This window comes from Pseudomonas sp. AP3_22 TE3818, from assembly GCF_053628995.1.
In genome coordinates, this window is the sequence record NZ_JBRJHL010000001.1 from 1,189,503 (window position 1) to 1,203,251 (window position 13,749).

Genomic DNA, 13,749 nt, shown 5'->3' on the forward strand with positions numbered 1-13,749 from the left:
ATGCCCTGTCCGGTGCAGAGTTGAGTACGAACAGCGTCGATGCCGGGTGGCGTGTGGCGCTGTTGGGTGAGGCGGGGCAAGCGGTCCACCACTGGGATGGCCGGGGCTCGCAGCGCTGGATGCAATACGACACTCAGTTGCGCCCGGTATCGGTGTTCGAGCAGCCGCAGGACGGCGAAGCGATTTGCACGGAGCGCTTGAGTTACGGCGCGAGCGATCAGGCTGCTGCCGAGCGCAACCAATGCGGCCAACTGATCCGCCACGATGACCCGGCGGGCTCGCAGCGGTTTGCCGAGTTCGGACTGCACGGCACGGCGTTGGAGCAGACGCGGCATTTTCTGAACGATCTGACGCTGCCGGATTGGCCGGAGCCGACAGTGGATCGCGAGTGGCTGCTGGAACCGGGCGAGGGCGCCACCACTCGTTCGCAGGTCAATGCGTTGGGCGAGGTCTCCCATCAAACCGATGCCAAGGGTCACCGCCAGTTGTTCAGCCAGACCCTCGATGGCCAGTTGCGCGAGGTTGGCCTGCAACTCAATGGCACACCCACCCCGAAAACGCTGCTCAGCGCCATCACTTACAACGCCCACGGCCAGACCGAACGGGAAGTCGCCGGCAATGGCGTAATCACCACGCTGGAGTACGATGAGCAAAATGGCCGCCTGACCCGCCTCCAGGCGCAACGCGGCAACGAAGCCCTGCAAGACCTGAGCTACACCTACGACCCGGTGGGCAATGTGCTGAGCATCGAAGATGCCGCACTGCCGATTCGCTACTTCGCCAACCAACGGGTCGAACCGGTCAATCGCTACGCCTACGACAGCCTGTCGCAACTGATCGAAGCCATCGGCTGGGAAGCGGGCGGCGCTAATCAAGGTCCACAGTTTTCGACGTTCGAAGATCCCTCACCTTGTGCGAACTATCGCCAGACCTATCACTACGACTTGGGCGGCAATCTGTTGGAGTTGACCCACGAAGGCCCGCAAAGCCATGGTCATCGGCTAGTCGCAGCGGCGCACAGCAACCGTTGTTTGCCGGTGCTGGAAGGCGTGGAACCGGACGAAGAGGACTTCCGCCGAGGCTTCGACACCAACGGTAACTTGCTGAAGTTACAACCGGGGCAGGCCTTGGCCTGGGACCTACGCAACCAGTTGGGCGAAGTGCGGCAAGTGGTGCGCGACTCGGGCCTCAATGACCGCGAGCGTTATGTCTACGGTGCCGACGGGATGCGCCTGCGCAAAGTCCGCGAGACGCTGGCCCATGCCCGGACGTTGGTCGCTGAAACCCGCTATCTGCCGAACTTGGAACTGCGCAATTACAGCGGCACGGGTGAAGTGTTGCAGGTGATCAGTGTGCAGACCGGGCGCAGCAGCGTACGAGTGTTGCATTGGGACTCAGAGCCGCCGAAGGACAGCGCCAATGATCAATACCGCTACCACCTGAACGACCATTTGGGCTCCTGCACCCTGGAGCTTGACGATGACGGTGAAGTGATCAGCCAGGAGCGTTATCACCCGTTTGGCACCACCGCGTGGTTCGCTGGACGCGGGGAGGTGGAGGCGAGTTACAGAACGGTGCGTTATTCGGGGAAAGAGCGGGATGCGACGGGGCTTTATTATTATGGGTTCAGGTATTACGTGGCGGGGTGGCAGCGATGGTTGAGCCCGGATCCGGCGGGCGATGTGGATGGGTTGAATATGTATCGGATGGTAGGAAGTAATCCGGTTGCGCGCATTGATGAAAATGGATTAATGATGAGAGCGATCAGGGACTTAACATCTAGTAGCCGTGGTCGATCTCAGGAAATAGCTGTTATCTCCACCAATGGTAGAGCGTCTCAGGATATTCCGGGTCCATCGTCAGGTGAAAGGAACTCTCAGCAGCCCCCTTCAAAGAATGAGCTCGTAGTAACAATTGTTGAAAGACTTGTTGATATTGTGGAAACAGGAAGAGGGGGGATGAGGGCGTTGTTGGGGCAACAATTTGATCAGACAATGATTAAGTTGTCTGCGTTTTATATTGATATGGAGGCGGGTGGAAAACTGTCAAGTGGAAAAGATATTCTGCAAAGATCCAAAGGCTTTAAACAACCTCCGCGGGACATGGTTAATCAATCCCGAGCAAAAAATGATTTATATTCATTTCTCACACCTTATGTAAGTAGGGAGGTTAACTCTGAAAATTACTGCCTACAAAATGTAACGTCAGATTTACATAAGTGGACAGAGCAGATTGTGGATAGACAAAAAAAACGCATTCCTGAGTCGGTGAGAAATGAATTTTTATCCCGAATGAAGAATGCCGCCGACCCTGAAATAACAAATGCTGCATTTAAGGAAGACCCGACTTCACGGCCACCGGAAGATCAGGAGGAGGCACTTCAGTTTATATATTTTATGGCTGGGCAGTATGAGAATGAAAAAGAGTGGCTGGGGTATGCTCGAGATATGTATGCAGATGAATATCCGGCCATCATGCAGGTCTCGCACAAAAGAGCATTAGCTGTTTATGAAAAAAATAAAGCACTTGGCATATACAAGCACTTGTGAGATTGCAGGCATTGTTATGTTGGCGCTTCTAATGCAATGAAACGTTGATAGCGTGTCCGACCGCAGTCAAAGTGGAGACTTAAGGGTGGAGGAAAGAGTTTATTGGATGAGCGAATCAGATCTAGAAAATTGAAAGCCCCCACCCAACCACTGCAGATAGGGGATGCAGTCGGCTGGAGGGGGGACTGTTCTTGCGGTATTACCAATCAATTACTGCGCAATGGTCTTCACCGCAACCCCACGCTCAACCGGCGTCGACCGCCCGTAGATATCTTCAAACCGCTCGATATCGTCCTCACCCAGATAACTCCCGGATTGAACCTCGATGATCTCCAACGGGATCTTCCCCGGGTTACGCAGGCGATGCACCGAAGCAATCGGAATGTAGGTCGACTGGTTCTCGGTCAGCAGGAACACATTCTCATCACAGGTCACTTCCGCCGTGCCACTGACCACGATCCAGTGTTCAGCGCGGTGGTGGTGCATCTGCAGCGACAGGCAGGCGCCCGGTTTGACCGAGATGTGCTTGACCTGGAAGCGCCCGCCCATGTCCACCGAGTCGTAGGAGCCCCACGGACGGTAGACTTCGCAGTGGTTCTGGGTTTCGCTGCGGCCCTGTTCGTTGAGGGTGTTGACCATCTGTTTCACGCCTTGGACCTTGTCCTTGTGGGCGATCATCATGGCGTCCTTGGTTTCGACCACGACGATGTTTTCCAGGCCGATCACCGACACCAGCTTGCCGTTGCCGTGGATCATGCAGTTTTTGCTGTCCTGGATCACCACGTCGCCCTTGGTGACGTTGCCGTTGGCGTCTTTTGCATTGACTTCCCATAGCGACGACCAGCAACCGACATCGCTCCAGCCGGCGGTCAGTGGCACGACGCAGGCGCGTTGGGTTTTTTCCATCACCGAGTAGTCGATGGAATTGTCCGGGCAGCAGGCGAAGGTGGCTTCGTCGAAGGTGATGGTGTCGGCGTCCTGGTGGCTGCGTTCCAGGGTCAGCAGGCAGGTGTCGTAGATGTCCGGATCATGCTTCTTCAGCTCTTCGAGGAAGCGGCTGGCGCGGAACAGGAACATGCCGCTGTTCCAGAAGTAACCGCCGGACTGGACGAACTCGGTGGCGCGCTTCACGTCGGGTTTTTCGACGAAGTGCGAGACACGGCTGACGCCTTCAGGCAGCAGCGAGTCGTTGGTCGACTTGATGTAGCCATAACCGGTTTCCGGCTTGGTGGCCGGCACGCCGAACAGCACCATTTCACCGTTTTCGGCGGCGACTGTGGCCAGGGCCAGGGCGCGTTGCAGGGCTTTCTGGTCTTCCAGGACGTGGTCGGCCGGCAATACCAGCATCAGTTCGTCGCGACCTTCATTGATCAGCATCATCGCGGTCAGGGCCACGGCCGGCGCAGTGTTGCGACCGAACGGTTCCATCAGGATGCGCTGGGATTCCAGTTTGCGCGCCGCTAATTGCTCGTTGACGATGAAGCGGTGGTCCTTGTTGCAGACCACGATGGGCGTGTCCATGCCTTCGAACACCAGGCGTTCCAGGGTTTGCTGGAACAGGGTGTGTTCGCCGGTCAGGGCCAGGAACTGTTTAGGGAATTGTTTGCGGGAAAGCGGCCAAAGACGTGAGCCACTACCACCTGACAAGATCACCGGAATCATGTTGTTACTCCTTGAATATCGATTGGTTAGAGCTACTGCGTTCTGTCGTTTCACTCTTGTTTTTGTTCCGTGTCCGGATTGGCCTTTGTAGGAGCGAGCTTGCTCGCGATGGAGGCTAACGATGAAGTTGGGCACCAGAAAAAACGCGGTGCCCTTGAGTTCATCGCGAGCAAGCTCGCTCCTACAGGGGGGACATGGGTCAATCCGGCAAATGTATTAGCGCGTCGATACCGGGCGTTTCACCCAGACCGGCGACAGGCTGCTGCCGCTGCCGGTGACGTACAGCACCGCGGCTTCACCGCGTTCCAGGGCGACCGGTTTCACGTCGCCGACTTTGGTGGTGCCGTCATAGAGCGCCAGGCTGACCTTCACCGGGTTGATTTCACGTTCGCCGCGACCCTTGGGGGCAACGTTCGGCACCACGTCGGTCTTGCCATCGGCGGTTTTCAGGGTCAGCGCCTTGTCGCTGAGGTTTTGCACGCGGACCAGGGACTTCTGCTTGTTCTTGAACGGCGGTTCTTCGATCAGTTGCGGCGCGCCGCTGGCGTTGTTGACCAGGGTGTAATAGTGGTCGCCGGCCAGTTTTACCGGCAGGGACTGGCTGCCGACCTTGGCGCTGTAGTCGCCGCCCGGCATGAAGCTGAAGTCACTGCTCGACAGGGGCGCGACATCGCTCAGGTTGGTGCTGCCGACGGTGGCGCTGACTTCGGCGTTGCTGGCGTTGTAGATGCGCACGAAGGTCGAGCCTTTCGGTGCGGTCGGGCCGTACAGGGCGGCGTCGCCACCGGCGAAAGCCTGCACCGACAGCACGCTGAGGCCGGCAACCAGGGCAAAGCTTTTCACGAGACTTTGATACGTTGTAGTGAAAGTCATGGTGTACCTCTCTTTCAGTTTTGCGCCCGGTCGGGCGTCTCGGATTTGTTGTTGATGGCTACGTTTTGTTGGCGAGCGCCGGCTTGTTTAAGCTCTGCGACCCACTGCGGGTCGGCGTCGCCGATTTCGTTGTTCACAGGCAGATATCGTTCAGGGAACTCCCAGATCAGCACCTGAGGCGGGCTGTTCTTGAAGGCATCGCTTTTCAGGTAGCTGAGCATCGGCAGAATCGGGCCGTGACCGTCTTCGGCGTAATTGACCACGTCGCTGTGCAGCGCCTGCTTGAGTGCTCCCACAAAATTCCAGTTGGGGTTGGCGCTGTAGCTGGTGCCGATCAGGGCCACGGGCACTTCGGTGTTGGCGAACAGGGCGTCGTCGCCGGCGGGCTGGCCTTCAGCGGCGACCGTATTGCGCTTTTGCAATTGTTCTTGTTTAGGCATCAGGTTTTCGAACAGCGGGTCCAGTGGCAGGAACAGACGCAGGTCGCCCTTGTGGGTGACGGTTTCGGCCGGTTCGGTGACGAAGCGCTGAGGTTCGCCGCTCAGCGGGTACTTGTCGGCAATGGTCTTGGCCAGACGGTTGGCCGCGATCTCGGCGCCTTCCGGGGTCCAGTGGGTGTCGGTGCGCAGGAACACTTGCTGACCGTTCTGCTTGGCCTGTTGCAGCGGGCCGAGCAGGTCAGGGGCCGGAATCCGGTCGGCGGCCAGGCGCTGGTGGAAGTCCTTGTAGAGGTTGGCGTGGATGCTCGCCGGTTTCACCTCACCGAGGTGTTCCGGGTACAGACGCACTTTGGCCGGCACCACCGCCATCACCAGTTGCACGCCTTTTTCTTTCAGGGTCTGGCGCACGCCTTCGACCAGCGCGTAGTTGCCTTGCAGGTTCAGCTCTTCGTTGACCACCGGGTGGAATTCTTCATCGCTGTACAACCACTGGTCGCGGCCGAGCACCACGCCCGGACGACCTTCGTTGAAGAGTTTGAAATCCAGCGCGGCCCAGAGATTGGTGCCCAGGCGCTTGATCGGGAACTCGTCGTCGTAGTGGGTTTCCACGGCCTTGGTCCAGCGACCGTTGAGCACCGTCGCGTCGGCGTTGGTGCTGAAGCCGAAGAAGCTGCGCACCGACCACAGACCGAGCACCAGCAGGGTCACCAGGAACAGCGCGATGTAGAAGATGCGTAATGAGCGGGTCATGGTCAGATCCCTCAGAACTGGAAGTAAAGGAACGGCGAGAAGCTTTGCGCCGAGAGTTTGAGAATCGAGGCGATGAACAGCAGCAGCACCAGCGCACGCATCACGTAGCGCGACCAGTCAGCGGTCCAGTAGGCCGGTTGCACCTGGGCTTCGACGCCGACGGTGTAGCCAGGCTGGTGGATGCTCGCCGGGTTATCCCCAGGCACGGCCTTGATCGTTCCCGCTGTCGCAGCGGCCGGGCCGTCGGCGTCGACGTTCACTGCAGGCTTGGTCTTCACCGGAGGCTGATTGGTGTAGAAATCCCGCAGGCCGAAGAACGCCAGGGTCACGTAGGCCACGATCAGCGTTGCCACTTGCAGGCCGGTGAGGCTGGCCTGGTTGAGTTCCGACAGCGACCAGTCGCTGAAGCTGAACATCGCGCCGTACATGCGACCGGCAACGTGCAGGTTTTCCGCGCGGAAGATCACCCAGCCCATCACCACCAGCAGGAAGGTCAGCACCCAACGGATCGGGTTGAAGCTGCGTGGCGAAGTATTCAGACCGATGGCTTTTTCAATCGCCAGCCACATGCCGTGCCATGCACCCCAGACGATGTAGGTGATGTTCGCGCCGTGCCACAGACCACCGAGCAGCATGGTCAGGAACAGGTTGCGATAGGTCATCAGCGTACCTTTGCGGTTGCCGCCCAGGGTGATGTACAGATAGTCACGCAGCCAGGTCGACAGGCTGATGTGCCAGCGCCGCCAGAACTCGGTGATCGACTGGCTGACATACGGCTGCTTGAAGTTTTCCATGAAGCGGAAACCCATCATCAAGCCCAGGCCGATGGCCATGTCGCTGTAGCCGGAGAAGTCGAAATACAGCTGCGCGGTGTACGCCAGGGCGCCGAGCCAGGCATCGCCCGTGGTCGGGTTTTGCAGGGCGAAGCAGTGGTCGGCCACCACCGCGAGGGTGTCGGCGATGAAGACTTTCTTGATGAAGCCCTGCATGAACCGCGTGCAGCCCTCGGAGAACTTGTCGAGGGTGTGGGTGCGGTTGTTGAACTGGTCGGCCAGGTCGCGAAAACGCAAAACCGGGCCTGCGATCAGGTGCGGGAAGATCGCCACGAACGCCGCGAAGTCGATCAGGTTGCGGGTCGCCGGAGTGTCGCCACGGTAGACGTCGATGATGTAGCTGATGGACTCGAAGACGTAGAACGAGATCCCGATCGGCAGCAGTACGTGGGTCAGGATGAATGGTTCCAGGCCCACCGACGTCATCATCGCGTTGATGCTGTCGACGCCGAAGTTGGCGTACTTGAAGTAGCCGAGGATGCACAGGTCGACTGCCACGCCGAGCAGCAGCCAGCGCTGAGCCGGTTTGGTCTTGACCCCGGCGGCCCCGACTTTCAGGCCGATCCAGTAGTTCCACAGCGTGACGCCGGCGAACAGTGCGAGGAAGTCCACACGCCACCAGGCGTAGAACACGTAACTGGCAATCAGCAGCAGCAAATTGCGATAGCGTTGCCCGCTCAGGTAGTACAAGCCGAGGAAGATCGGCAAGAACAAAAACAGGAACACGTTGGACGAAAAAACCATCCCGATCTCTCCTTGTTTGAACCAACAGTCAAGGGCCAACGGCCCCCCCAAACCCCCCACAGAAAAACGGGGGGCATCACACAAAACTCACTATCGACACCGACCCTGTAGGAGCTGGCTTGCCAGCGATGGCGGTGTATCAGGTACAGCGCGTCGTACCATTCGCCAGCAAGCCGGCTCCTACAGGATTGCGGTGACAGGTACACCGCGTTACGTCAGGAACCCTTGCCCTTTTCATTGGCCGGGTCGTAGACCTTGGTCAGGTCACCGCCGAGGCGGAAGGTCTTGAACGGTTGCATCTTGTGCTTCTTCGCCAGCACCTCGGGCGAGCAGGTGTAGAGCGAGCAGTACGGTTCGAGCCAGGCGAATTTCATGTCCTCTTTGAGGTCGGTCATGTCCTGTTCCTTGCCGTTCTTTTTCTCGAACTCATCCGGGTCTTTCACCCCGGACAGCACCCGGTCTCCCAGGCGTTTGAGTGCGCCATTGTTTTCCTGACGCAAGTCCACGCCGTTGACTTGGGCGAAACTGGCGATCATTGCCAGCGGCGGCAGGGCGTAGTTGTGGTAGGCCAGCGCGCGTTGCTGACGCTTGAGTTCGTTGGGCAGGTAGCCGTCGGCGTCGATCTGGTTGGCGCCGACCTTGTATTCCTTCACCGCCCAGTCGAACAGGTCGCGGCGGTTGGTGGCGATGGAGGTGGCCATCACCGACCAGGCGGCCCAGTACGAGTGGTTGTTGGTCTGTTCGAGCGGCAGGTTGTCCCAGTCGCTGACCACCTGGTCGGCCATCTTGCTGAACCAGGCTTCGATCAACTGCGCTTGCTGTTGATGGGTGGCCAGCGGGTGGGAGTCGGAAAACTTCAGGCGTATGTATGAAGACGCCATGCTGCCCAACGCCCATTTGCGCATCGACTTGCCGGTGTGGTTGAAGTCCTTGGACATCAGCGCGTCGGCCTGGGCCCAAGCGGTCAACCAGTTGAGCGTGCATTCCAGTTGTTCCGGGCGACCGTCACGCATGAACTGCATCACGCGCTTGCTGGTGCCGCGCTCGATCTTGGTGATGTCGGCGGTGCTGTCGCGGAAGGCTTTTTCCGACTGCACGTTCAGGGTCGCGCGGGCCTTGTCCGAACCTTCGTACTTGCTGCGAAATTGCAACGAGCCGGTGTACGGCGTCGGCATCGCATCGCAGCCTTCGCTCTTGTCGCCCGTCTTGAATTTATCCACAGGCGCAAAATAGCCTTGGGGTGGACGCAGTGGCGCCGCCGCTTGCGTGGCCCCGGCGAACATCGCCAGGCTCAAAAGCGTTGGTGCCAACAGTGTTGATAATTTCGGATTGCGCATAGCAGACCTCATTGCCCGACCGAAGCAGTACGCTGCTCGGCACCCGGGAATACGTTGCGTTTGCAAATTTTCGCTTCGACTTTCTGAGGCGCGGCACCGGCTTCGGGGCCCTGGACTTCAACGGCCAGCAGGTTTTGCGAGGCCCAGTCTTCGTCCGTGCGCAACTCGAAAGCGAAACGCCCGTCAGTCTCGGAAGTTTCCGGTTTGTCGATCTTGATGTCCTCGTGGCGACCGTTCATGTACCAGAGGGTGGCTTGCAGGGTTTTCACCGACGTATCGGCGAAGCGGATGTCGACCTGGTGGCTGCTGTTGCGCAGGTCCATGTTCTTGCTGTTGACCATCAACTCGTTTTTGCCCGGCTTGAGCGTGGCGCTGCCGGACATCTGTGCATCCTTGCCTTCGCAACCGTTGTCCAGCAGCGCCATCATCTGGCGGTAGATGGTTTCCTGGTCGAGGCGGTACAGCGGCGAGAACTCCCAGATGAGAATCTTCGGCGGGTTCTTCTGGAACTCGTCGCTGCCCAGGTACTGCAGCATCGAACCTTCCAGGCCGCCGCCGGGGAACGCCACGTTGAGAATGTCGGCGCCGATGGCCTCCTCGAGGAAACCGACGAAGTTGTAGTTCTTGCCACTGTGGGAGGTCCCCACGAGGGTGATTTGCGGGTTGCCGGAATCGCCGAACAAGTCGCCATCGCCCGCTTCGCCCTTCGGCTCGGTGGTGAACTGATCCATGTACTGGATCGCGTAGCTGGTGCCACAGAGTTGACCGGCCATGTTGTGCAACGTTCCGGTCTTGCCCATGCGCCCCGATTTTTTGGTCTCGAATTCGCGCTTGGGAATGTCGGCGAATTCAGGCAATTGCTTGACCTTCTCGGCGACGATTTTCGCCGTGCGCTGGGCACCGTACGGGGTCCAGTGCTGGTCGCCACGGAAGTAGAAATCGTGGGCGGGCAGGGTGTCTGGCAACGACTCGTTGGTCAGCGGCGACAGGTCCGGAACGACGTAGCCCATCTGCGCGAAACGGCCCAGCATGGTCTTGTAGTTTCTCAGCGCCTTGTCGAAGTCGAAGCTGGCTTTCTCCGCCGGGTTGAGCTTGTTGCGGTTCACCAGGCCACGGGTCGGTTGGTACACGACAACCAGTTCCACGCCTTTGCTCTTGAACGCATCGTGCAATTGCTTCATGCGTTTGTAGCCGGCGGGCGTGGTGTCGAATTCGGTGCGCAAGTCTTCCTGCGTACGGAACAGCCAGTCGCCCTGGGCCTGCACCAGCGTGGTGAAGTTCTGCTGATAGCGGGTGGTGTAGTTCTTCGGATCATGGGCGGCCGGGCACAGGCTACAGCACGGCTCGGCGGAGAATTTCGGTGCTTGCACCTCATCGGCGCGCGCACCGGTGCTGGCCGCGAGAATGCCGGCGGTCAGGGCCGACAGGCTGAGTAATTTGATCAAGTGTGGGTGCATAAGATTATCCTCAGTCCCGCATTTCGGTCTGGCGTTCGACGGGGTCGATCAGCACGGCTTTCTGCTGGCGCACCAGCAGGTCGAGAATTTCATCCTGGCGCTCGCCAAGGATGCCGGTGAAGCTGATGCCGCTGGACTTGGTCGGTGCGAGCATGGACACGCGATACAACTCGACACTCAGCGGCGAGTCGATGGACAGCGGGCCGCTGCCGTTGGCCGCCAGCTCACCGCCGACCACGATCAGCGACACCTGGGCGTCGAACGGGTCGAGCTTGATGTCACGGTCGGTGTTGCTCAGGTCCTTGATGTGGCCGTAGACACCGGTCAGGCCGTTGGCCATGGCGACGTTTTCGTACAGGCGAATGTTCACGCTGTTACGAATGCGGATGCCGTGGCGCCTGTTGCTCAACACGCGATTGCCCCACAGCAGGTTGTCGGCACTCTCGTAGAGGGTGATGCCGTCGGTGTGGTTCTGGTAGATCTCGTTGTGGGCAATCAGGTTGTTCACGCTGTTACGGTCGATCACCAGCCCCGAGAGGTGGTTGTCGTAGCTGCGGTTGTTGAAGATGAAGCTGTCGTTGACCTCACGGGAAATAATGATCCCGTGCTTCTTCTTGGTCCCGTACACCGTGTTGTCGGCAATGATCAGACCGTGGGAACGGTCGTGCGGGTCGATGCCGTAGACGATGTTGTCTTTGTAGGTGTTGCCCTTGACCACGAAGTCGCGGGTTTCGTAGCAGTAGAAGCCGTACCACATGTCCGAGAACTCGGAGCCGACGATCCAGCCTGTCGGCTCAGGACGCTTGAGCACCTTGGCCATGTTCGGTGTGTACTGGGAAATACTCACGCCGTAGGACTTACTATTGGCATAGCCGAAACTGGCGATCTTGCTGTTGGCGATGTAGGTCTCGGTGCCGCCCCAGGACAGCAGGAACGGACGGAATTCCTTCGGCGAATTGAACGTCGCCGGGCCGTTGTCCTTTTCCCGCCAGCCAGTGATTTTGGTATCGCGTACGAACAACTGGCCGTCGTTGACCAGGAACGCACCGCCCTCCTGGGACAGGCGCAGTTCCTGGGTCTGCTTGTCGATTTCGAGGATGCCGTGACGGCCGACCACGATCGGCAAGCGGGACAGGAACACGCCTGGCGAGGTTTCGCTGAAGTACTGCTTGGGGACTTTTTTCGCCAGGTCCTTGAGGTTCATGTAGCCGTCGTCGACGAAGATCGCCTGGGGGATGCCGTGCTGACGCACCACCCATTCGGCCATCTTGTTGTCGCCACCGATGAAGTCCTTCAGGGCGTCTTCCTGCATCATCCGGCGCAGGCTGACTTTGCCGACCTTGCTGCGCACGATTTTTTTCGCGATGGCCTCGGCGGTGTAGCCCGAGACGTCCGGCAGCGTCGGCTTGGCCAGTTCCAGCGGCGCGGTCGGCGCGCTGCTGACGGTGTAGGTCTTGGCCTGTTGCAATTCCTTGGCAACAGTGGCCGGCTTGGCGGGCGCAGCGGGCTCCACAGTCGCGAAGGCTGCCGCACTTGCCAGTAGCATCGCGCCGGCCAGCAAGGTCAAGGAACCTTTCTTGGCACTGTTCATGTCGGGGACTCCCTTCGCGCTCTGCATCAGAATTTCCAGACCACGTCGATGAACGCGCGATGCATGTACGAATCGACTTCCTTGCCATAGGCGTCGCCGGGCTTGAACACACCGCCACGGAACCGCACCAGGGCCGAAGGTTCATCGATCTTCTGGCTCAACGCCGCTGGCAACAGGCCTTGCTTGAAGTACTTGGTGACGACCAGATCCATTTCCTGGCCGAGGTCTTTTTCGCCATCGTTCAGCGGCAGGGAGGTGCTGGACAACACGGCGCCGGTCACGTCGTCGGTGTTGTTCTGCACGGCGTCGATGCCGTCGCTGGTGATCGGCTTGTTGCCGTCGACGCGCCAGAATTTGTGGTAGATCAGGCTGGCGTCGTACTCGTCGTTGAGCATCCACGAACCGAACAGCGTGGCCGATTGCATGTTGTTCATTTCGCCACGGAAGGCTTCGCCGAAACGGTGCACGCGTGAACGTGTACCGGTGTAGTTCGAGCGGTTGCTTTCCAGGCCGTTCTGTTCGTAATCGGCGCTGGCCCGGGCGTAGGCCGCACCGACTTGCCATTGCGGATCGAGGCGCAGGCGCACGCCCAGGTCGGTGGCCCAGCCATCGACATTGCCGCTGCTCTTGGGTTGTGCCGGAGCGGTGCCATCAGCGTTCAGCGGGTTGACCGTGTCGCGGTCGCCACTCATGCCGGTGATGCTGCCCCAGTAGTTGAAGGTATTGGTGTTGCGCCAGTTGTAGGCATCGCTGTTGGCCTGCAAGCCCAGCCAGCTGATGTCGCCATTCTGTTTTTTGTCCAGCGAATCGGAAGGTACGCCCGGTTCCGGATAGTCGAGCTTGCCGTCATCGTGAGTGTGGTGACCGCGAATGCCGGCCCAGTGACCCGGTGTCCATTGGTATTCGGCATCGGCGTAGGCGTGCAGGCGATCCTTGTCCTTGGGGGACAGTTCTTTCAGGTCAGTGCGGTACTCGCTGAAGCGCTCGGCGACACCCGCGTTGGCGCGCAACAAGGTGGTGTCGAAGGTCCAGTTCAGGGCTTCGATGTTGGTATCGCGCCATTGACCGTCGTCGTTGTGCAGACGCTGACGACCGAGTTTCAGGATCTCGCCGGGGTAGGGCGTGAAACCGCTGTAGCCGACCCAGAATTCGCGCATCGCCAGGTAGTTCTTCTTGGTCTGGCGGTCATTGTTGCTGGTGTTCTCGGTGCCTTCGGACTCTTGCAGTGTGTCGGTCTCGATGATGTCGGTGGACGTCACCGCCTGACCCATGGCGTAAGCGCTCCACGCGCCGCTTTCGCCATACACCCACGGGCGCAGGTCAAGGCCGAGGCCGTTGACGTCGCCGCCGCGCTGGGTGCCGAGGTCACGGTCGTCTTCGGACTGGCCGGTGATCTTCACGTCCAGGCCGAAGTTCTTGGTTTCTTCAGTCATCGCAGCAAGCGTCGGGCAAGACCAGATCAGCGCGAATGTCAGGCCTACCAGGCCCGGTGAAAACGTAGCGAGCGAAGGAA

General features: G+C 59.3%; 9 protein-coding genes. 1 reads left to right on the top strand and 8 read right to left on the bottom strand.

Features of this window, described 5'->3' with window-relative positions; all coding sequences use genetic code 11:
* Positions 1-20: 20 nt before the first annotated feature.
* On the top strand, positions 21-2,549 hold the full coding sequence (locus AB7M25_RS05690) for an RHS repeat domain-containing protein (RefSeq protein ID WP_454237052.1): 2,529 nt from the start codon (positions 21-23) through the stop codon (positions 2,547-2,549).
* Positions 2,550-2,759: 210 nt separating this feature from the next.
* Here the strand turns inward: AB7M25_RS05690 and AB7M25_RS05695 are convergent, their stop codons facing one another.
* The 8 genes from AB7M25_RS05695 to AB7M25_RS05730 form a co-directional block, all read right to left on the bottom strand.
* A complete protein-coding gene (locus tag AB7M25_RS05695) occupies positions 2,760-4,211 on the bottom strand; it encodes a mannose-1-phosphate guanylyltransferase/mannose-6-phosphate isomerase (RefSeq protein ID WP_429385110.1) in 1,452 nt (483 codons plus the stop codon).
* A gap of 216 nt (positions 4,212-4,427) precedes the next feature.
* Positions 4,428-5,084, bottom strand: a complete 657-nt coding sequence (locus AB7M25_RS05700; protein WP_454237053.1) for an alginate O-acetyltransferase AlgF — start codon at positions 5,082-5,084, stop codon at positions 4,428-4,430.
* A 14-nt stretch (positions 5,085-5,098) separates the two neighbouring features.
* Positions 5,099-6,274 carry an alginate O-acetyltransferase gene (locus tag AB7M25_RS05705; RefSeq protein WP_429385106.1) on the bottom strand — a complete coding sequence of 392 codons (1,176 nt, stop codon included), beginning with the start codon at positions 6,272-6,274 and terminating at the stop codon, positions 5,099-5,101.
* 11 nt (positions 6,275-6,285) lie between these two features.
* The gene (locus tag AB7M25_RS05710) at positions 6,286-7,851 is read right to left on the bottom strand and encodes an MBOAT family O-acyltransferase (RefSeq protein WP_454237054.1); all 1,566 of its coding nucleotides are present in this window, start codon (positions 7,849-7,851) and stop codon (positions 6,286-6,288) included.
* A 215-nt stretch (positions 7,852-8,066) separates the two neighbouring features.
* Positions 8,067-9,188 (bottom strand): mannuronate-specific alginate lyase, encoded by a 1,122-nt coding sequence (locus AB7M25_RS05715; protein ID WP_429385102.1) that lies wholly within the window; start codon positions 9,186-9,188, stop codon positions 8,067-8,069.
* An 8-nt stretch (positions 9,189-9,196) separates the two neighbouring features.
* Entirely contained in the window at positions 9,197-10,645 is a 1,449-nt protein-coding gene (locus tag AB7M25_RS05720) for an alginate O-acetyltransferase (protein ID WP_454237055.1), read from the bottom strand.
* Between the two features lie 10 nt (positions 10,646-10,655).
* Positions 10,656-12,236, bottom strand: a complete 1,581-nt coding sequence (gene algG, locus AB7M25_RS05725) for a mannuronan 5-epimerase AlgG (RefSeq protein ID WP_104449339.1) — start codon at positions 12,234-12,236, stop codon at positions 10,656-10,658.
* A 26-nt stretch (positions 12,237-12,262) separates the two neighbouring features.
* Positions 12,263-13,720 (bottom strand): alginate export family protein, encoded by a 1,458-nt coding sequence (locus tag AB7M25_RS05730; RefSeq protein WP_454238333.1) that lies wholly within the window; start codon positions 13,718-13,720, stop codon positions 12,263-12,265.
* Between the last annotated feature and the right edge of the window lie 29 nt (positions 13,721-13,749).